This is a genomic window from Paenibacillus sp. FSL R5-0887 (assembly GCF_038002305.1).
In the GTDB taxonomy this organism is placed as follows: Bacteria; Bacillota; Bacilli; order Paenibacillales; family Paenibacillaceae; genus Paenibacillus_AQ; species Paenibacillus_AQ odorifer.
Window position 1 is genome coordinate 3,335,442 of sequence record NZ_JBBOCE010000001.1, and the last position, 18,699, is coordinate 3,354,140.

Sequence of the window (18,699 nt, forward strand, 5' to 3'; positions counted from 1 at the left end):
TGTGTAACAGGTCCCTCGCAATCAAAGAAACCGGATGCCGCACTATAGCACAGCCTGCAAAATAAAGTTAGCCACAAACAAACCAGCAATTCCATACAACGCAGGTGGCACTTCCTTCCCTTTGCCCAGCGCCAGCTTCACAATTGGGTAGGTAATAAAACCAAAAGCCATACCGTCCACGATGCTATAGGTGAATGGAATCATAACCATGATTAGAAAAGACGGGAACAGCTCGGTCAAATCACTCAAGTCCATCTCACGCACATTTTGTACCATTAGTCCGCCGATCACAATCAGGATCGGTGCGATCGCACTGTCGGGAATATAGGATAACAGCGGTAGGAATAAAAAGGTCGCCCCAAATAGAAGCCCTGTTACCAGCGAGGTGAGACCCGAACGCCCGCCCGCAGCTATTCCTGCATTAGATTCTGCAGCGGCCACGACCGGACTGCTTCCGAAAAGACCTGCGGCGATATTAGCAAGCGAGAGCGCACGCAGGCTGCTTTTGAAGCGTTCTGGACGGCCTGCCATCATCGTCTGCGAGGCTACAAGACCGATATTTTCAAATACAACGATTAACAATAACAGGAATACAGCAATCCAGAACACCAGGCTCACAATGCCGCTCCAGTCCATTCCGAAAAATAGGCCGCCATAACCTGAGAATACATGCCCTGAGGCCTGTTTTTCCGGTGCATGTGCAGCTCCCAGCAGGTAGGCAAGTCCTGTACCGACCAGCATACTTATCAGCAGGCCTCCGTTAGTTCCCCGGATAAATAACACTAAAGCCAGCAATAAAGTCACACAGGATGTAATAACTGCAGGATCACTAAAATGTCCTATGGCAACAAAAGTAGTCTGATGGGCAATCACTATCCCACTCTTTTGCAGCCCTATAAAGGTCAGAAACAGCCCTATACCGACTGTAATGGCATGCTGCAGGTTTTGGGGAATTGCCTCACTAAGAATACGATAAAGTGATGTAAAGGCCACGATAGCGAATAACACGCCTGTTATAACAACTACAGTAAGCGCCTCTCTCCAGTCCAGCTTCATGGAATGAACAAGCGTATAAGTGAAAAATGCGTTAATCCCCATCCCGGGAACCACGATGATAGGCGTCTTCCCGCCAAAAGCCATCAGCAGACAGCCGGTAATTGCGGTCAACAGTGTAGCCACCATTGCCGGTCTAAGCGGCATCCCCGCATCATGGAGAATCGTCGCATTCACCATAACAATATAAACTGAAGCAAAATAGGAGAGAATCCCTGCAGCCCATTCCCGTTTCCAGTCATTCTCAGGCGCAAGCCCCACACTATTTCGCCAAAAATTCGATTTCATGTATAAAAACCTCCACTGATATTAAGTTCCGCAGGCGGATATTACCCGGATTATAAATCTAATAATCAGCCGTTGATCCCGGTTCAGCTATTATGCCTATTTGTGGCCTGCTTCTTGCAGACCCCGCCTGTTTAACGACAACAAAAGGGCGTACGCAGCCGGATTCCAGCTACTCGCCCTTTTGTCCATTACTCTAATCCTATAACTATAATTGAAACAGCCTCAGCTCAGCGATTCACTTACAAGCTGACGCCTCCAGCCTCAAGCAAATCACGCACGGCAACGCTGACCATAATTAGGCCGGCTACCGGTGGAACAAATGAATTGCTGGCTGGCGGTTGTTTCGCTTTACGTCGATCCGGCGCATTATCCGGAACAATCTTGTCCGTAACATCCTGACGTGGCTTCATTGGCGGCTCCGTAGAGAAAACCACCTTCACGCCTTTCTTAATCCCATCCTTACGCAGCTTCTGGCGAATGACCCGGGCAATCGGATCATACGTTGTTTTGGAAATGTCCGCTACCTGGAATCTTGTAGGATCCATTTTGTTGGCAGCGCCCATGCTTGAAATCATAGGAATTCCACGTGCCAGACATTCTTTAATCAAATGGACCTTGTAGATAATCGTATCCGAGGCATCGATCACATAATCCGGTTTCAGCTTGAACAGTTCCTCATAGGTTTCTTCCGTATAGAACATGTTCAGCGCAATTGCTTCACATTCCGGATTAATCAGCTTCACACGGTCTACCATCAGTTCGGCCTTCTTTTGCCCAACCGTTGTAGTAAGTGCGTGGATCTGCCGATTCACATTGGTAATGTCGACGGAATCCTTATCAATCAGAATCAGTCTGCCGATCCCGCTACGAGCCAATGCCTCAACAGCCATACCGCCAACACCGCCGATACCAAGTACCGCTACTGTGCTGTTCTTCATAATCTCCAGACCTTCCGGTCCGATCGCCAGTTCCGTACGTGAGAACTGATGCAGCATGAGGTCAGCCTCCTTCAAAAGCTATGGCGAAGCAGAAATCTGCCTCGCCCGCTTTATTTAATTATTCTTTTTCTTTTTCTTTCTTTGGTTTAAGAGCCAGCTTAATATGCAGTTGCTCCAATTGTGAACCGTCTACTGGTGCAGGTGCATCCATAAGCAGGTCCGTTGCACTTGCCGTTTTCGGGAATGCGATGGTTTCGCGTAGATTTGTACGACCCGCCAGCAGCATAATTAGACGATCTAAACCGAAGGCAATACCACCATGTGGAGGTGTACCATATTCGAACGCATCCATCAGGTAACCAAATTTCTCGTAAGCAACCTCATTTGAGAAGCCGAGAGCTTGGAACATTTTTTCCTGTACTTCACGTTTGTAAATCCGCATGGAGCCGCCGCCTACTTCATAACCGTTCAGAACGATATCGTAGGCTTGTGCACGAATTGCACCTGGATCTGTGTCGAACAGATGCAGATCCTCTTCACGTGGACGAGTGAACGGATGGTGTTCTGCTACATAACGTTTCTGATCTTCATCATAACCAAGCAATGGGAAGTCAGTCACCCAAGCGAACTTGAACACGTTATCGTCGATCAGACCCAGCTGACGTCCGATTTTGACACGAAGGGCACCTAGAACGTCCGCTACAACCTTTTTGGTATCAGCGGAGAACAACAGTAGGTCGCCTTCTTCAGCGCCTGTACGCTCCTTCACAGCGGCAATTTCTTCTTCAGTGAAGAATTTGACAATCGGCCCTTTGAACTCGCCGTCTTTCACTTGAATCCAAGCCAAACCTTTCGCTCCATAACGCGCAGCATAAGGTCCGAGATCATCGATTTCTTTACGAGTCCAAGTCCCACAGCCTTTAGCATTTAGACATTTCACTTCTCCGCCTTTTTCGATCACGGAAGCGAATACCTTTACGCCACTTGTGGCAACAATATCGTTCATTTCCACAAGCTCTAATCCAAAACGCAGGTCAGGTTTGTCTGAACCGTATTTGCCCATAGCCTCAGCATAAGTCAAACGTTGGAATGGAAGTTGAATATCCGCTCCTACAGTTTCTTTAAACAGACGTTGCATCAGGTTCTCCATCATGCCAAGCAGCTCATCCTGAGACAGGAATGAAGTCTCGATGTCCACTTGTGTAAATTCCGGCTGACGGTCAGCACGCAAATCTTCATCACGGAAACAACGAGCAATTTGATAATAACGTTCAATGCCACCCACCATCAATAACTGCTTGTAGATTTGTGGAGATTGTGGCAATGCGAAAAATTCGCCTTCATGCACACGGCTTGGCACCAAATAATCACGCGCACCTTCCGGTGAGCTCTTAGTTAGGATTGGCGTCTCTACGTCAATAAATCCTTCACTGTCAAGGAAATCGCGGAAAATCTTAGAAGCTTTCGAGCGTAGCAACAGCGTTTTTTGCATTTCTGGACGACGCAGATCCAGGTAACGATATTTCAGGCGAAGAGATTCGTCTACTTCCACTCCATCTTCGATGAAGAATGGAGGGGTCTTAGCAGCGTTCAGCACTTCGATATCTGTAATTTGAACTTCAATCTCACCTGTTGGCAGATTGCGGTTAATGGTTTCTTCATCACGTTTAACCACTTTTCCTTTGACAGCCAAAACATACTCACTGCGAACCTTATCCGCAATTTGCAGTGCTTCGCCGGAGTAGTCCGGGTTGAATACAACTTGCACAATACCGCTTCTGTCACGCAGGTCAATAAAAAGTACGCCCCCAAGGTCGCGGCGGGTCTGGACCCATCCGTTCAAGGTTACCGTTTGTCCAATATGTTCTGGTGTTAATTGCCCACAGTTATGACTTCTTTGCATAATTCACCATTCCCCTTTTTATTTAAAAATACATTTCTACTTAAAAAGTCTTCTTCTATACCAACGCCTGAGCCAGCTCTTCGAGCTTCACAGTCTGCTGTTCCCCTGTGCTCATCGACTTCAGCGCAATTACACCATTCTTCAGCTCGTCTTCGCCAAGAATCGCAGTATAACGTGCCGACATACGGTCAGCTGACTTCATCTGTGCCTTCATCTTCCTGCCGAGGTAGTCGCGTTCTGCCGAGAACCCTTGGCTTCGCAGAAAGTATAGCTGCTTGGAAATTTCAATGTCAGCCTCTTCGCCAAGAGCTACAAAATACACATCCAGTGGCTTTGCAGTCTCCAGTGCTACCTTCTGATCTTCCAGAATAAGAAGAATACGCTCCAGCCCGATCCCAAAACCAATACCCGGTTGATCCGGTCCACCGATTTCTTCAACCAAACCGTTGTAACGGCCTCCGCCGCCTACGGTATCAATAGAGCCAATGCCAGCTGCTTTATATTCAAACGCAGTATGCGTGTAATAATCCAAACCACGTACAAGACGAGGATTAATCGTGAACTCCACACCCATAATGTCGAGATGCATCTTAACCTTCTCAAAATGAGTTATGCATTCATCATCCAAACTGTCCAAAATGGAAGGCGCATCTGTAAATTTATCCTGATCCACCTTGCAATCCAGCACACGAAGCGGATTACGCTCGATTCGACGCTGACAGTCACTGCAGAGGTTATCCTTCATCGGTCTAAGGAATCCCAGCAGCTTCTCCCGGTAAGCCGCACGGCTTGGTGCATTACCCACGGAATTAAGCTCCACTCTTACATCCTTAAGACCTAGATCCTTATAGAATTGATAGCCCATAGAGATTACTTCTGCATCAATAGCCGGATCCACGGCCCCAAACGCCTCAATCCCAAACTGATGGAACTGGCGATATCTTCCGGCCTGCGGACGCTCATAACGGAACATAGGTCCGATATAATACAGCTTGCTTACATCAGGTTCACCGTATAGCTTGTTCTGAACGTAAGCCCGCACGACACCAGCCGTTCCTTCTGGACGAAGAGCCAAATCACGGTCGCCTTTGTCCTTGAACGTATACATTTCGCCTTCCACAATATCCGTTGTTTCGCCTACTCCACGTTCGAATAACCCTGTGTGCTCAAACATAGGTGTGCGAATTTCCCGGTAGTTAAAACGGCGGCATAAATCTCTGGCCTTCCCCTCAATATACTGCCATTTCTCCACAGCACCCGGAAGCACGTCCTGCGTTCCTGTTGGTTTCTCGAATCTTTCTTTAGCCACAGTCTATCCCTCCTAAAAAATAACCCCTCTAAAGCTGTTCTCTTCATCTGTTTCTATTGCAGAAAAAGCAAAAAATCCCTCGCCCTGTTTTATAAAAAAACAGGGACGAGGGATTATCATAACCAATAATACACCACGTGGTACCACCCACATTCCGGATCAGTAAAAATATACTGAAGCCGCTCAAAGCGGTTAACGCCCGCCTACGCGTAAACGGCTACTGATCGCGGCAATCAACATTGCCCACTTTCGCCGTACGTTCTCGGGGAGGTCATTCATTCGCTCATCAACAGAATCCTTGCAGCCAAGCGATACCGGTTCATCATCCACTTAAGTAGATGTCATCCGAATCGACAAGGGATTCTTCTCTGGAGTTGTGGGTTCTCGAATTACTTGGTCCCGTCATCAAAACCATATGATAAAATCGTATATTGTTAACATTCTACTGAACTACTGCATTAAAGTCAAGGTAGTAAAAAGGATGCCTAGTATAAATTTTGACAGCTTCCGAGTTTTTTATTCAGCAATTATATTGTAACAAAAAAAATGACCTGCAGCCGAATGCTGCAGGTCCATCATCATATATTATTAAAAAGGGGGTCATGCCTTTATTATAAACACGCTATATTAAGGAATCATGTACGTAATATTACGATTATATTACATTCCATGAAAGCGGTTTATTTTTAATAGAATACTATTCGAATTGTTCAACATAGGCCCCTTTGCCCCGAAGGATTTCCACAACTTCATTATAATTTTCTTCTGCTATACTTAGCTCCATCACATAACGAAGTTCACTTAAATCCCCATCTTCGAGATCTCCTTCTGCCACGTTCGCACTAACCTGATCTTCATTCACACTATAATGTGTTTCAGGGTCAGCCCGAGTGTCGGAAGCGGCAATGCCAGGAACCAGCATAGCTCCAGCTGCAGGTGTGCTAGCCGTTCCAAGCGTTCCAGTTGTGCCTGCGACTACAGATGCACTATCCAGTGGAATGATTGGAAACAGAATATTACGATCATTGCCGATAGGGTCTGTGAGTGGCCAAACCTCCAAGCCATCCACCTTATAGCTAATCAATGCTGTTTTTGCGCCTTCTGCTTCATTTTCAGTTCTGAAATACGCTTGGATTTTTCTGCTCATTGCCATTACCTCCTTGGATTATAAGACTCTAAAATAAAAAATGCTTATTTATTTCAGGACCTTCAATATTTCACGAACAAATGCAGGCTCATCTTTTGGTGTACGCGAAGTAATGTAATTGCGATCAACCACTACTTCCTCATCCTTAAACTCCGCGCCGGCATTCACAACATCATCCTTCAGCGGAGGATAAGAGGTAATGGTGCGTCCCTTAAGCAAGTCTGCACTGATCAGAATTTGCGGTCCGTGGCAAATAGAGGCGATAGGCTTGCCTGCTTCATTTGCTTCTTTTACAAACTTCAAAATATCAGCATTTTGCCGTAAATTCTCGGGGGAAGAACCACCCGGGATGACAATCGCGTCATAATCACTTGCTTGAACATCGGCGATCGCCTTGTCTGCTGCGTAGGAGACTTCTTTCTTTTTACCTAGCAAGGTCTCCCCTTTTTTCAAACCAATAATGTCAGCTTGATGTCCTGCCTTTATAATTTCATCATAAGGAACCTTCATTTCAGAATCTTCAAAATCATTAGCCAGTAAGAAAGCAACGTTACTCATGTAATAGTTTCTCCTCTCTGTCTTTAGCAATTAATGATGTTCTAATTATTCTTTCTTGTGGTCTATTACCCTTATGAGGATGCTTTCTAACCTTTAATCGGAAAAAAGGCTTCCTTCACAACACCGAAAAAGCCGCATTTTCCACCCGCTTCAGGTACGCGGCAAGAGATTGCGGCTTCTTCCTTTCATCACTAGTGGTTCGGTCTCGCCGTCTAGCTTTTTGGCTAATGCACAGGCTTCCATAGGACTCCCAGTCGGTAGTGCCGGGATACTTCTCCATACCCATGCCTTCTGTGATTGTCTCATTCTTAAACTCCTGCCTTATGCGTGATATCTGCCTGCATTTAGTTTATCCAGCCCAAAGAAGCTCTATCCGCATAAAAAAAAGATGTCGAAAGTTAGCTCCGGCCAGAAGCAATCTTCGACATCCTCTATTTCGTTAGCTGCGGCTATCCAGAATGAGAGTAACTGGGCCCCAATTGGTCAGCGACACATCCATCATCGCTCCAAATATGCCCGTCTCCACCTGAAGACCTCCAGCTCTAAGCTCTTGATTAAAATAATCATAAAGACGCTCGGCCTCCGCAGGAGCTGCAGCTCCCATGAAATTCGGCCGTCTTCCCTTACGGCAATCTCCGTATAAAGTAAACTGGGACACTGAAAGAATAGCTCCGTTAGTATCCGTGACACTATAGTTCATTTTGCCAGCATCATCTTCAAAAATACGCAGTCCAGCTATTTTATCCGCTAAATATTTGGCATCCTTCTCTGTATCTTCATGGGTAACGCCGACAAGCAGCATCAGGCCATTGCCAATCGCTCCGGTCACTGTCTCATCCACGGTTACTTTGGCGTCCTTACAACGCTGTACTACAACTCTCATCGCACTACTTCGCTCCTTGCCTTATTGCATGATCCGATTCACTGTATATACATCCTTGACTCGTTTCACTTTATCTACAACGGATTGTAGATGCTCCGTATTACGAATAAGGATGGTCATATGAATCATTGCCATCTTATTCTTGTCAGAGCGCCCAGTGACCGCTGAAATGTTCGTTTTGCTCTCGGACACAGCCTGCAGTACTTCATTGAGCAGTCCATTGCGATCATGGCCTGTAATCTCAATATCCACACTATAGTTTGCTTCCATCGTGCCTTCCCATTCCACTTCAATCACTCTAGCTGCTTCTTCTCCGTCACCTTCACCCGGAATGTTAGGACAATCCTGGCGGTGTACAGATACGCCCCGGCCCCGTGTAACATAACCTACAATGTCGTCACCCGGAACCGGGTTGCAACATCGTGCAAAACGAACAAGTAAGTTTTCAATTCCTTTTACACTAACGCCATTGGTGGGTTGATTTCGTCTCTCGCCGGAAGACTTGATCTCCTTCATCTCTGAAGTAAGCTCCAAGTGGTTAGCAGCGTCTTCCTGCTCCTTGCGCAGCTTCTCCGTCAAACGGGAGGCAATCTGCGAAGCGGTAATCCCACCAAAACCAACGGCAGACAACATATCCTCTACATCATTAAAAGCAAATTTTTTCGCAGCTTCCAACAGTTTTTCATCAGAAATCCACTCGGAAACTTCAACATTCAGGCGCTTCAGTTCACGTTCAATCGCTTCGCGACCTTTTTCGACATTTTCCTCACGTTTTTCTTTTTTGAACCATTGTTTAATTTTGCTTCTTGCGTGAGAGGATTGTGCAATTTTGAGCCAGTCACGGCTAGGTCCGTAAGAATGCTTAGACGTCAAAATCTCAACAATATCGCCCGTCTTCAGCTTGTGATCAAGCGGCACGATCCGCCCATTCACCTTGGAACCAATCGTACGATTGCCCACTTCTGTATGAATGCGGAACGCGAAGTCAAGAGGCACAGAACCGGCAGGAAGCTCAATAACCTCACCTTTAGGTGTAAATACAAACACGAGGTCTGAGAAAAAATCCATTTTTAGTGATTTTACGAACTCTTCGGCATCCTTAGCTTCATGCTGCAGCTCCAATATTTCGCGAAAGAAAGGCATCCGATTCTCCGGATTAGCATTATTACTGCTGCCTTCTTTGTATGCCCAGTGTGCGGCTATCCCGTATTCTGCCGTGCGGTGCATTTCCCAGGTGCGAATTTGCACCTCAGTAGGCTCTCCGCCTGGTCCTACCACAGTAGTATGCAGAGATTGATACATATTGGCTTTTGGCATAGCTATATAATCTTTAAAACGCCCCGGCATTGGCTTCCATAAGGTATGAATAATTCCAAGGGTTGCATAACAGTCCTTGATATTATCCACAATGATTCGAATGGCCAGCAGGTCATAAATTTCATTAAACTGCTTGTTTTTTGTGCTCATTTTGTTATAAACACTGTAAATATGCTTCGGGCGGCCGGAAAGATCACCTTCAATGCCCATTTCATCCAGCTTGGCACGAATACGGCCAATTACGCTGTCGATAAATTGCTCACGTTCAGCCCGCTTCTTATGCACCAGATTAGCAATCCGGTAATACTGCTGCGGGTTCAAGTAACGAAGCGCAATATCCTCCATCTCCCACTTAATCGCGGAAATCCCCAGCCGGTCAGCTACAGGACAGAAGATCTCCAACGTCTCATAAGAAATACGGCGCTGGCTCTCTTCAGATTGGTATTTTAACGTTCGCATATTATGCAGACGGTCCGCTAGTTTAATGACAATGACCCGGATATCCTGGGCCATAGCAATAAACATTTTGCGGTAATTCTCGTTCTGCTGCTCTTCCTTTGAGCGAAAGCGAATGCGTTCCAGCTTCGTTAAGCCGTCAACAAGCATTGCGCAGGTATCGCCAAATTTAGCGCGGATTTGTTCCAGTGAGACCGTCGTATCTTCCACCACATCATGCAAAAGCGCTGCAACAATAGATATAACATCCATTTGCATATTGACGACAATATCTGCCACCGCCAGCGGATGCAGAATGTATGGCTCCCCCGACTTGCGGATCTGCCCGTGATGAGCCTGATCGGCAAATTCATAAGCTTCCCGGATGCGGAGAAGATCTTTATCTTTTATATAGGCGCCAGCCTTATCAATTAATCGCTCAATGCCCATTCTCGTCGTATCCGATTCCTTTCTATAATAAAATGAACCCGCAACTGTTCAAAAATCTGCAGGTTCCAATCATTTCATTTGTCCAAGCTTACTTACGCCCTTATTCAAAGTTGTCTATAATTATGAGGCTTAAGGAGGATTACGTCAACACTTGCCATCTCATGGTATTCCAGAAGTAAAAGTAATTAAATTCGGACAAATTAATAACACTTGTGAAAATGTTGTTGTAAAAAAGCCAAGTTCTATTTAATCTAGTAAAGGCGGATTTTCGCCGGACAACCTAATATCAGATAAGAAAGAGGAGTGAACTCCATTGCAACGCGAAATTCAAGTTAATGAAAAACTTCCATGGGGCCCAGGCTTTCTATTAAGTCTCCAGCATTTGTTTGCCATGTTTGGCAGTACAGTGCTAGTGCCTAACTTGTTCGGGGTCGACCCTGGAATGATTTTGCTTATGAATGGTATCGGTACATTGCTGTACATTTGGATCTGTCGTGGTAAAATCCCTGCGTACCTTGGTTCCAGCTTTGCCTTTATTGCACCGGTATTGTCAGTACTCAGTCGTTACCCAAATGATCACATGAAAGGATACTCGCTTGCTTTGGGTGCTTTTATCGTCACTGGTATTATATTCGTGCTCGTGGCATTGATCATTCGTTATGCAGGAACCAAATGGATTGATGTTGTTTTCCCTCCGGCAGTAATGGGAGCGATCGTAGCTACGATCGGACTTGAACTTGTACCTGTTGCCGCACGAATGGCAGGACTTATTGCTCCTGAAGGCGTTGCAGTTACAGACTGGACTCCAGATGGCAAAACAATCGCACTTTCTATGGTGACACTTGGTGTAACTGTAATTGGAGCTGTACTCTTCCGCGGTTTTCCAAAAATCATTCACATCCTTATTGGTATCGTCACTGGTTATGGTTTAGCATATATTTTGAAAATGGTGGATACCGCTGCTATCTCTAATGCAAAATTTTTAGCGCATCCTTCCATTGTTACTCCTTCATTTGATTGGAATGTAATATTCACTATTATCCCGGTATCATTAGTTGTTATTGTTGAGCATATTGGACATTTACTTGTTACAAGCAATATTGTCGGCAGAGACTTGGCAAAAGATCCTGGACTTGACCGCTCTCTGATGGGGAACGGGATATCTACAATTATCTCCGGTTTTATCGGTTCTACTCCAAATACAACCTACGGTGAAAATATCGGGGTTATGGCGTTGACTAAAGTATATTCGGTATATGTAATCGGCGGCGCAGCGGTGATTGCTATTCTGCTTTCATTCTCTGGTACTTTCTCCTCCGTCATCGCTAATATTCCAACCCCTGTAATGGGTGGTGTATCCCTGTTGCTGTTTGGTGTAATTGCGGCTTCCGGATTACGTATTTTCGTTGAGCAAAAAGTTGATTTTTCCAAGGCTACGAACATGATCATGGCTACGTTGGTACTCGTTGTCGGAATCAGTGGTACAACCCTTACTATGGGCAACGTTAAACTAAGTGGTATGGCGCTGGCTACAATTGTTGGTATCGTATTGGCATTGTTCTTCAAACTCATTGAAGTGCTTGGACTGTCTAATGATGGCGGAGAAAGTGATAAAACTGCCCATTAATCGATTGTAAAAATAGAATTTTAAAAAAGCTGCTCCAACATCCATTTATGGACTTGGGCAGCTTTTTTTATTAACGCAGATACAAAACAGCAACTCTCCGCTACAAGGCAGAGAGTTGCTGTTATTATCTTACATTTTCCAATTAATGTTTAACTTCCACACTTTGCGTCACGCGTTAATCTTTGCACTTTTCAGCATAATTCGAGCGCCGAATCCCCGTTTATTTCCCGGGAAAAGACAAACTTTACAAGATTAATCCTCGTAATTCACCAAGGAAAGAACTTCAACTCCAGAAAGCTTATTACGCCCAGCAAGCTCAACCAGCTCAATCAGAAAAGCAGCACCTACCACTTTACCGCCAAGCTGTTCTACAAGGTTAACCGAAGTAGCAATGGTTCCACCAGTAGCCAATAAATCATCAGCGATCAATACTTTTTGACCAGGCTTGATGGCATCTGTGTGAACAGCAAGGGTGTCCTTGCCATACTCAAGATCATAACCTACCTCTATAGTCTCATATGGAAGCTTCCCGCTTTTACGAATCGGCACAAAACCTACTCCCATCGCATAAGCAAGAGGTGCTCCAACTACGAAGCCACGTGCTTCTGGTCCAGCGATAACGTCGATTTCCAAATGCGCTACGAGAGCTTTCAACGCGTCAATCGCTTGGCGGTAAGCCTCACCGTCTTTAAGCAATGTGGTGATATCTTTAAAACTAATACCTTCTTTAGGGAAATCAGGAATCACACGAATACTATCTTTAAAATCCAAATTTATCATCTCCTATAAGTTTTGTAAGCATAAGCTGCTTTGATTTCAGATCGGCAAAACTTGCTTCGTAAGCATTCGCTTTGTTTTGTAAGCATAAGCTACAGTGATTTCAGATCGGCAAAACTTGCTTCGTAAGCATTCGCTTTGTTATATGAGCGTTGCATTTTTATACACCATTGGGTACGCTCAGCATCTCATATTCGCATGGATTATGATACGCCTAAACGACGCGATAACATCCAGTCCTGTAACTCTGACAGGCTGCCCTCCATGAAGTATTGCTCCATCTCCGCCATCTGTCCCAGTCGGACAAAATGACTCGAAGCTGTCAGACTTTTAGCTACTGGCTGAGTAATAAACGCCACACTTCCCTGACTTCTTTTAATAAAATCAAGCTCCTCAAACACATCAAGCATGTTGTTAAGCATGCGGATACTTAACGAGGACTGGCGGCTTAACCGCAGCAAAACTTCGTTCTCAGGCGTTGCAACTGAGGTGATCGAAGCCAACAGTTTATATAGTATTTTGAAATGATCCCGTGTCGGAGTAATAAGTCGTTCTCGGCCATCCTTGATAGAATGCAATAACGCAATATTATCAGCATTAGGGAAGGTTTGGAGCAGCGCATCCAGTTGTTCAGGAGTCTCCGGCATATCCAGTATGCATAACAGAGAGACATGCCCTGACTCCTGAAGGGGCTCATCCTTAACAGCAGCGCTAATGCCAGCTTCTTTATCATATACCCATAAAGACATTCCTATCAATTCACTTGCAGGCGTACTACGTCCGTTCTGAAACACTGCAGCAGCTCGATACGGACCCGCACCACTATAAGGAAGAAGTAGTTCTCTAATATGTGCGGCTTGTCGTACGGCGTCAGCAGCACCACGAAGATCGAATAACTGGGCATCCTGCACAGATAAATCCTGCAGCATCAGCTCTGATTTGCGTGAGCCATTCCATTCATTGATCGACAGCTCAGCTAACACGTTGATCGTAGTACCCGCCGGTAGCAGCCTGGATAAAGCGCCTTTACCAAACGCCAAGGCTTCAATGCTGTTTTTCCCCTGCTGCAATACAATCTTCAGGTGTTTTCCATCTTGACCCATTGTACGTGTCTCTTTCACGGTAGCCCCACGAATAATAAACTTCGGCAACGGATTAGACATTCCGAAAGGTGCAAGCCTTTCCAATTCTAGCGCGGTCTGCAGTGATAAATCCGAGATTGACACCTCTGCATCAGCGGAAGCAACAGGAACGAAATGCCCTGGCGTTAACACCCCGGACGCATATTCATTTAATGCTGCAGCAAAGGCTTCTAATCCATCCCGATGCAGGCTCATTCCCGCAGCGGCTGGATGACCTCCAAAATGATCCATTAAATCAGAACAAGAAGAAAGTGCAGCGTAGATATCAAGTCCAGGTATGGAGCGAGCAGAACCTTTGCACATTCCGGTCTCTGGATGTATATCTAGAATGATCACAGGCCGATAATAACGCTCCAGCAGTTTGGAAGCCACTATACCTACCACACCTACATTCCAGCCATGATCAGCAAGAACAATGATGTCTGGGATTTCGCCACCCTGTGTCATTTGCTCCAGCTTGGCAGTGGCCTCAACAACAATTCTTTCTACCACCAATTGGCGTTCTTTGTTAAGCAGGTCAAGCTCTCCAGCTAGCTGCTCTGCCTCAGCCGCATGCTCGGTAGTGAGGAGGGACACAGCCCGTCCAGCATGATCCAGGCGACCACTGGCATTGATGCGCGGCGCCATGCCAAAAGCGATATTGACCGCACTCACAGTACTCATATTCACACCGCTGACAGCGAGTAAGGCACGAATCCCTGGGAAACTTGAATGCCGCATACTTTCCAAGCCATTTCTAACAATCTCACGGTTCTCGCCAAGCAGCGGCATTAAATCCGCAACCGTTCCTATCGCTGCAATCTCTGCCCATTCTGTGGGAGTCTCTTCCCCTAGAATAGCCTGAGCAAGCTTATAAGCCACACCTACACCCGCTAATCCTTTGAACGGATAAGGGCAATCTGGCAGCTTGGGATTAATAAGCGTATAGGCCTCTGGCAAAAGCTCAGGAGGTTCATGGTGATCCGTAACGATCACATCGATCCCCAGTTCATTAGCGTAAGCAACCTGATGATAAGCGCTAATGCCAGTATCTACTGTAATGATTAAGGAGACACCTTGCTGTAAAGCCCAATCCAGGGCATGATTATGCAGCCCATAACCCTCATTAGAGCGGTGTGGGATATAAATATCAAAGGAAGCGCCTAAATAGCGCAGCAGATGAATCATAAGTGCTGTGCTGGACACCCCGTCGGCATCATAATCGCCATAAATAAGAATATGTTCTTCATCTTTTAAAGCCTTTCTAATTCTAGGAACCGCTTCAGCCATTCCTTTGAGTAGGAACGGATCATGCTGTTCTTCCTCACTGCCATCCATGAAGCTTAGAGCTTCATGAGGCGTGTTCATTCCTCTATTTACTAATAGTGAGGATAAGAGTGGAGAAATAGAAAGGCTCCGGGCCATATCCCTAACTGTGTCGGGATTGGCTGCCGGAGATTGCCATCTTGTTTTTGAATAAAGCAATAGAACTCACCTTTCTCTCACCTTGCAAACTACTGAAGCAACGTAGGAATATCATTATCCGGCAATTCATAATTGCTTTTGTACGGATAGCCGGGATCATAAGGAACAACGTCCATATGCACCTCACCGACATGAACAAACCGGTGCTGCAGCAGCTTCCTAGCGCATTCCGAAATATCCTGTGCTTCCATCACCGTAATCCGCGGATTCACACTGATTTTCACTTGAAGATTCACATAATTCCCTTGCTCAAGTGCCTTCAAATGCTCTACGCGAATGACGCCATGAACACGTTGCACTGTTTCAATAAAATTAGCAGCTTCCTCCGAAGGAAGCTCCTGCGCGTTTTTAGTGTTAATAGAGCTAGCAATGAGTGAATAGCCTTTACGAAGAATTAAAACTCCGGTTAAGAGCGCGGCAATAGGATCCATATAAGATAGAGGATGCCAATAGGTACCACCCATGGATAACGAAATTCCGACTAATACTGTGATAGATGTATATAAGCTGAAACGATGACTATTAACATATGCAGCATGACTGCCATCACCTATTTTTTTAAAGTAGCGATATTGATATTGAAAAACAGCTTCTTTAAACACAATAGATACTAAGACGGTTACAAACGCCAGCTGTCCGTGTGTAGATGATTTTCCATCTGTTAAGTCGCGGATTGCAGAGAATGCGATCTGCAGTCCCCCCATAAGAATAAATACCGAAAAAAGTATAGCCAGCAGCGGCTCCTTAGTGCCCCGCCGTTCTTCGATCCGTTGCTTACTCTTTCTCACTTGCTCAGAGCGCCACGGAAGAATATCCGCCAATTTAGCTGCTGCATCTGCTCCGGAATACAAAGCATCCCCCATTAATGCCTTGCTCCCTGAAATATAGCCAAAACTCCCCTTAGCTACTGCCAAAGTAACATCGCTAATGATCCCTGTCCAAGCAACCGTCTCGCTTTGCGGTGATCGTTCTTTATTCATACGAGGCCCTCCTTACCAATAGCAAGTAATCTCATGATGATTCAATACACATGACATGACCCTAAAGATTTCGAAAGCCGCGTCGCATTTGACGCGGCTTTCTTAAACGTATAAGAAAAGTAGAACTTCGATGCTAATTTCTTCTAACCTTTATTCGGGCTGCTCTTCACTTTAACCTTCTCACGCTTTTTAAGCACTAACCAGAGTGGACTTGCAATAAAGATGGAAGAGTAAGCTCCGAAGAGCAAGCCGATTACCATCGCAAGCGAGAACATCTTAATCGACTCGCCTCCGAACAATAACAGGAAGAACGCCGCAATAAATACGGTAAATGCAGTATAGAGAGAACGCATGAGCGTTTGAGCCACACTTTTGTTCACAAGGTGTTTCAAGTCTTCATAAGTTTTCTGTTTACCAAAACGTAAATTCTCACGGATACGGTCAAAGATAACGATCGTATCATTGATGGAATAACCGATGATCGTAAGCACCGCTACAATGAACGTCAAATCCACTTCCAAGCGGAAGATAGAGAAGAGCGCGACTACGATAAAGGCATCATGGAGCAAGGCCACAATCGATGCCACGGCGAAACGCCATTCAAAACGAATACTTACATAAATAATAATCCCCAGACAAGAAATCAGAACTGCATAAATAGCATTACGTGCCAATTCTTTTGCCATTTCAGTGTCCACGGTGTTAATTTCAAATGATGCTTTGTCATCCAGCTTAAGGATTTCAGCTTTTAGGGCTTCATCTTGAGCCTCATCAAGAACTTCGTCATAACGAATATTCACACGCTGATCACCAAACGAAATCGTCGGTTCATGATCGACATCGATTGCACTAGTTGCAGTCTTAACCTGATCCAAGTTCAAATTCTTGGATAGGGAGATGTCCACATTAGATCCAGCTTTAAAGTCAACGCTGTAATTCAGGCCAAATGTCGCCAGGAAAATCAATCCTGCTACTGTCAATGCGATAGAGAAAATATAGAAATATTTACTCAAATGTACGAAATCAAGCTCTTTCTTAAAGCGCACGGATTTCACTCTCCTTAACACCGAAGCTCTTCGGTTTGTTCAGCTTACCCGCTTTGACAAGCTGGCTAAGCAACCAGTGGGAGAAATAAAGATTCGTGGCGATACTCAGCACGATTTCTACAATCAGCACCAATGCAAAGCCTTTGACCGCACCTGTACCGAAGGCAAACATAACTGCTGCCACAATAATAGTAGTCACATTGGAGTCCATTACTGTCCGGAAAGAGGATTTATTCCCTGCCTTAACGGAGGACAGTATACTTTTTCCACTGCGCATTTCTTCCCTTATCCGTTCGTTGGTAATGATATTAGCATCTACCGCCATACCTATACCCAGAATAAATGCGGCTATACCAGGCAGCGTCAAGGTGAAGTCCGCGAAGACGAAGACCGCGATTAGCGCCCATGTATGCAAGAGCAAGGCAAAACTAGCCAAAAGACCTGGCAAACGATACATTCCGATCATGAAAATAAGGATAATCACAGAAGCCAGCAGACCTGCTCGAATCGTTTGATCAAGCGATTGCTTACCCAGGGTAGCACCCACACTTTGGGAATATTTCTCCGTCAGCTTCAGTGGCAATGCACCTAGGTTAATCGTGTCTGCAAGTTCGCGCGCTTCCTTAATTGTATAGTTACCAGAAATAGAAGCACTGCCATCGGTAAGTACTGCTTGTACCGTAGGGTCAGATAGTTTGTTCTCATCCAAGTAAATTGCGAGATTCTTTCCCAAGAGACGTTTAGTAATCTCTGCAAATTTGTCCTTGTCCTTAATCTTGATGCTGATGATTGGCTGATTCAGGTTATCCCGTCCAACTTCTGCAGCACCTTCAACAAAATCACTACCTACCAGTTCGATTTTGCTGTAAGTTCCCTCAGCGTCACCTTCAGCAGCACTACGGAAAGTCAGAACTGCAGGTTCCTTCATTTTTTTACGAACCTCGGCTTCATCCGTTACGCCCGCAATTTTCAAACGGATACGGTCCGTACCTTCAGTAGTTACCTCTGGTTCACTTGTTCCGAGCGCATTCGCCCGTTTTTCTAAGCTTTCCGCTGTCTTCAGCAGAGAAGCTCGGGACAATGCTGCTCCCGCTTCCATAGGCTCAGCATGATACAAAATCTCAAATCCGCCTTTCAGGTCAAGACCAAGTCTAACCTTGTCCAGCAGTCCAGGAGTAGTAAATGCCATAACGCCTGTCAAAACGAGCACGGTAATAAAAAAGCCCATTAGTCTCTTCATGCTCTAGCTAGTTCCCCTTTCATTAACTCAATATTCCTATTATAGCTACACGCGAAATGACCGTCAATTCACAGCATTGATAGAGCTATACTCACACAAAGAAACGGCCGCCCCTGCCTAAATCAGCAAGACATCCGTTTTA

The 18,699-nt window shown here is 45.4% G+C and carries 16 protein-coding genes; 1 reads left to right on the forward strand and 15 read right to left on the reverse strand.

Annotated features, from left to right (window positions below; all coding sequences use genetic code 11):
* Nucleotides 1–42: 42 nt before the first annotated feature.
* The 10 genes from MKY14_RS14860 to MKY14_RS14905 form a co-directional block, all read right to left on the reverse strand.
* Nucleotides 43–1,341, reverse strand: a complete 1,299-nt coding sequence (locus MKY14_RS14860; RefSeq protein ID WP_036677630.1) for an NCS2 family permease — start codon at nt 1,339–1,341, stop codon at nt 43–45.
* 239 nt (nt 1,342–1,580) lie between these two features.
* Nucleotides 1,581–2,336 (reverse strand): tRNA threonylcarbamoyladenosine dehydratase, encoded by a 756-nt coding sequence (locus MKY14_RS14865; RefSeq protein ID WP_340976738.1) that lies wholly within the window; start codon nt 2,334–2,336, stop codon nt 1,581–1,583.
* A 61-nt stretch (nt 2,337–2,397) separates the two neighbouring features.
* The gene (aspS, locus tag MKY14_RS14870; protein WP_340976739.1) at nt 2,398–4,182 is read right to left on the reverse strand and encodes an aspartate--tRNA ligase; all 1,785 of its coding nucleotides are present in this window, start codon (nt 4,180–4,182) and stop codon (nt 2,398–2,400) included.
* 55 nt (nt 4,183–4,237) lie between these two features.
* Complete coding sequence (gene hisS / locus MKY14_RS14875) at nt 4,238–5,491, reverse strand: histidine--tRNA ligase (RefSeq protein ID WP_076304246.1); 1,254 nt, start codon at nt 5,489–5,491, stop codon at nt 4,238–4,240.
* Nucleotides 5,492–5,683: 192 nt separating this feature from the next.
* Nucleotides 5,684–5,821 carry a hypothetical protein gene (locus tag MKY14_RS14880; RefSeq protein ID WP_175617365.1) on the reverse strand — a complete coding sequence of 46 codons (138 nt, stop codon included), beginning with the start codon at nt 5,819–5,821 and terminating at the stop codon, nt 5,684–5,686.
* A 367-nt stretch (nt 5,822–6,188) separates the two neighbouring features.
* Entirely contained in the window at nt 6,189–6,638 is a 450-nt protein-coding gene (locus tag MKY14_RS14885; protein ID WP_036677637.1) for a hypothetical protein, read from the reverse strand.
* A gap of 48 nt (nt 6,639–6,686) precedes the next feature.
* A complete protein-coding gene (locus MKY14_RS14890) occupies nt 6,687–7,196 on the reverse strand; it encodes a type 1 glutamine amidotransferase domain-containing protein (protein ID WP_076105448.1) in 510 nt (169 codons plus the stop codon).
* Nucleotides 7,197–7,346: 150 nt separating this feature from the next.
* Entirely contained in the window at nt 7,347–7,502 is a 156-nt protein-coding gene (locus MKY14_RS14895) for a hypothetical protein (RefSeq protein ID WP_175617366.1), read from the reverse strand.
* A gap of 133 nt (nt 7,503–7,635) precedes the next feature.
* Nucleotides 7,636–8,079, reverse strand: coding sequence for a D-aminoacyl-tRNA deacylase (dtd, locus tag MKY14_RS14900; RefSeq protein WP_036677641.1), 444 nt, complete (start codon nt 8,077–8,079; stop codon nt 7,636–7,638).
* A gap of 21 nt (nt 8,080–8,100) precedes the next feature.
* Nucleotides 8,101–10,281, reverse strand: coding sequence for a RelA/SpoT family protein (locus MKY14_RS14905; RefSeq protein ID WP_340976740.1), 2,181 nt, complete (start codon nt 10,279–10,281; stop codon nt 8,101–8,103).
* A gap of 313 nt (nt 10,282–10,594) precedes the next feature.
* Between MKY14_RS14905 and uraA the strand changes: the two genes are divergently transcribed.
* Nucleotides 10,595–11,908 (forward strand): uracil permease, encoded by a 1,314-nt coding sequence (gene uraA, locus MKY14_RS14910; protein WP_340976741.1) that lies wholly within the window; start codon nt 10,595–10,597, stop codon nt 11,906–11,908.
* Between the two features lie 252 nt (nt 11,909–12,160).
* Here uraA and MKY14_RS14915 read toward each other — a convergent pair whose 3' ends face one another.
* From MKY14_RS14915 to secD, 5 genes are all read right to left on the reverse strand, one after another.
* Nucleotides 12,161–12,679, reverse strand: coding sequence for an adenine phosphoribosyltransferase (locus tag MKY14_RS14915; RefSeq protein ID WP_036677647.1), 519 nt, complete (start codon nt 12,677–12,679; stop codon nt 12,161–12,163).
* A 209-nt stretch (nt 12,680–12,888) separates the two neighbouring features.
* Nucleotides 12,889–15,291 carry a single-stranded-DNA-specific exonuclease RecJ gene (recJ, locus tag MKY14_RS14920; protein ID WP_340976742.1) on the reverse strand — a complete coding sequence of 801 codons (2,403 nt, stop codon included), beginning with the start codon at nt 15,289–15,291 and terminating at the stop codon, nt 12,889–12,891.
* 29 nt (nt 15,292–15,320) lie between these two features.
* Nucleotides 15,321–16,271 carry a cation diffusion facilitator family transporter gene (locus MKY14_RS14925; protein ID WP_339169411.1) on the reverse strand — a complete coding sequence of 317 codons (951 nt, stop codon included), beginning with the start codon at nt 16,269–16,271 and terminating at the stop codon, nt 15,321–15,323.
* A gap of 143 nt (nt 16,272–16,414) precedes the next feature.
* On the reverse strand, nt 16,415–17,317 hold the full coding sequence (secF, locus tag MKY14_RS14930) for a protein translocase subunit SecF (RefSeq protein ID WP_052097271.1): 903 nt from the start codon (nt 17,315–17,317) through the stop codon (nt 16,415–16,417).
* Nucleotides 17,307–18,557, reverse strand: coding sequence for a protein translocase subunit SecD (gene secD / locus MKY14_RS14935; RefSeq protein ID WP_036677653.1), 1,251 nt, complete (start codon nt 18,555–18,557; stop codon nt 17,307–17,309). Before secD ends, secF begins: the two co-directional genes overlap by 11 nt.
* Between the last annotated feature and the right edge of the window lie 142 nt (nt 18,558–18,699).

Coding starts and splice junctions, on each gene's coding strand:
- aspS (WP_340976739.1), bottom strand. CDS start 4,182: ATGCAAAGAAGTCATAACTGTGGGCAATTAACACCAGAACATATTGGA.
- secD (WP_036677653.1), bottom strand. CDS start 18,557: ATGAAGAGACTAATGGGCTTTTTTATTACCGTGCTCGTTTTGACAGGC.
- MKY14_RS14925 (WP_339169411.1), bottom strand. CDS start 16,271: ATGAATAAAGAACGATCACCGCAAAGCGAGACGGTTGCTTGGACAGGG.
- MKY14_RS14890 (WP_076105448.1), bottom strand. CDS start 7,196: ATGAGTAACGTTGCTTTCTTACTGGCTAATGATTTTGAAGATTCTGAA.
- dtd (WP_036677641.1), bottom strand. CDS start 8,079: ATGAGAGTTGTAGTACAGCGTTGTAAGGACGCCAAAGTAACCGTGGAT.
- MKY14_RS14895 (WP_175617366.1), bottom strand. CDS start 7,502: ATGAGACAATCACAGAAGGCATGGGTATGGAGAAGTATCCCGGCACTA.
- MKY14_RS14905 (WP_340976740.1), bottom strand. CDS start 10,281: ATGGGCATTGAGCGATTAATTGATAAGGCTGGCGCCTATATAAAAGAT.
- MKY14_RS14860 (WP_036677630.1), bottom strand. CDS start 1,341: ATGAAATCGAATTTTTGGCGAAATAGTGTGGGGCTTGCGCCTGAGAAT.
- MKY14_RS14885 (WP_036677637.1), bottom strand. CDS start 6,638: ATGAGCAGAAAAATCCAAGCGTATTTCAGAACTGAAAATGAAGCAGAA.
- MKY14_RS14865 (WP_340976738.1), bottom strand. CDS start 2,336: ATGCTGCATCAGTTCTCACGTACGGAACTGGCGATCGGACCGGAAGGT.